Source organism: Brevundimonas sp. UBA7838 (genome assembly GCF_002500885.1).
GTDB classification, from domain to species: Bacteria; Pseudomonadota; Alphaproteobacteria; order Caulobacterales; family Caulobacteraceae; genus Brevundimonas; species Brevundimonas vesicularis_C.
The window spans coordinates 6,926-7,530 of record NZ_DLTK01000084.1; the positions used below are offsets into that span (position 1 = coordinate 6,926).

The 605-nt window shown below is 66.4% G+C and carries 1 protein-coding gene; it reads right to left on the reverse strand.

Annotated features, from left to right (window positions below; translation table 11 throughout):
• Positions 1–88: 88 nt before the first annotated feature.
• Positions 89–424 carry a DUF2794 domain-containing protein gene (locus B3T77_RS06810; protein ID WP_292078294.1) on the reverse strand — a complete coding sequence of 112 codons (336 nt, stop codon included), beginning with the start codon at positions 422–424 and terminating at the stop codon, positions 89–91.
• Between the last annotated feature and the right edge of the window lie 181 nt (positions 425–605).

Consider the following 605-nt stretch of genomic DNA (forward strand, 5'->3'; position numbering starts at 1 on the left):
TCCTGCTGGCCTTCATGGGCGGCAACCGGAACTGAAATCGGTCGAAAGACGGATACGGAAAGGGCCCCTCGCGGGGCCCTTTTTGTTTCTACTCCACCACCTGAAACCGGCGGCCGTCGAAGACGCGCAGCACCTGGGTCAGCTCGCGGCCGCGTTTCAGGATCTGGCCGCCCTCGCCGATGACGGCCCACTGGCCCTGGCGGGTCTGGAGGGCGGGGCGCTTTTCGATCCGGTAGAGCGGGGCGTCGCCGCTGCGGCGAAAGACGGCGAACTCGGCGAAATCCTTGTGCCCGACCATGGCGTAGTCGCGCCATTCGCCCTGCGCGACCATGCGGCCATAGACCCTGAGGATCGGGTCCAGTTCGCGGCGGTCGAAGAAGACGGGGCCGGGCGCCGGCGTCGTGTCGTGAGGGTTCAGGCTCATAGGCTCAACTTAGGCCGCTGGAGGCCCGACGCCAGAGGCGGCCAGGAAATCGACGCAGACACGAAATGGCCCCGTTTCGGTCCTTCGCCCGCCCGTATGCGCAACGAAATATCGATCATCGGCTCGTCGGAGTTCGGAAGCGTCCCGGATCCTGAACAGCCCCCCCCAGCCCCCCTGGATG

Coding starts and splice junctions, on each gene's coding strand:
- B3T77_RS06810 (WP_292078294.1), bottom strand. CDS start 424: ATGAGCCTGAACCCTCACGACACGACGCCGGCGCCCGGCCCCGTCTTC.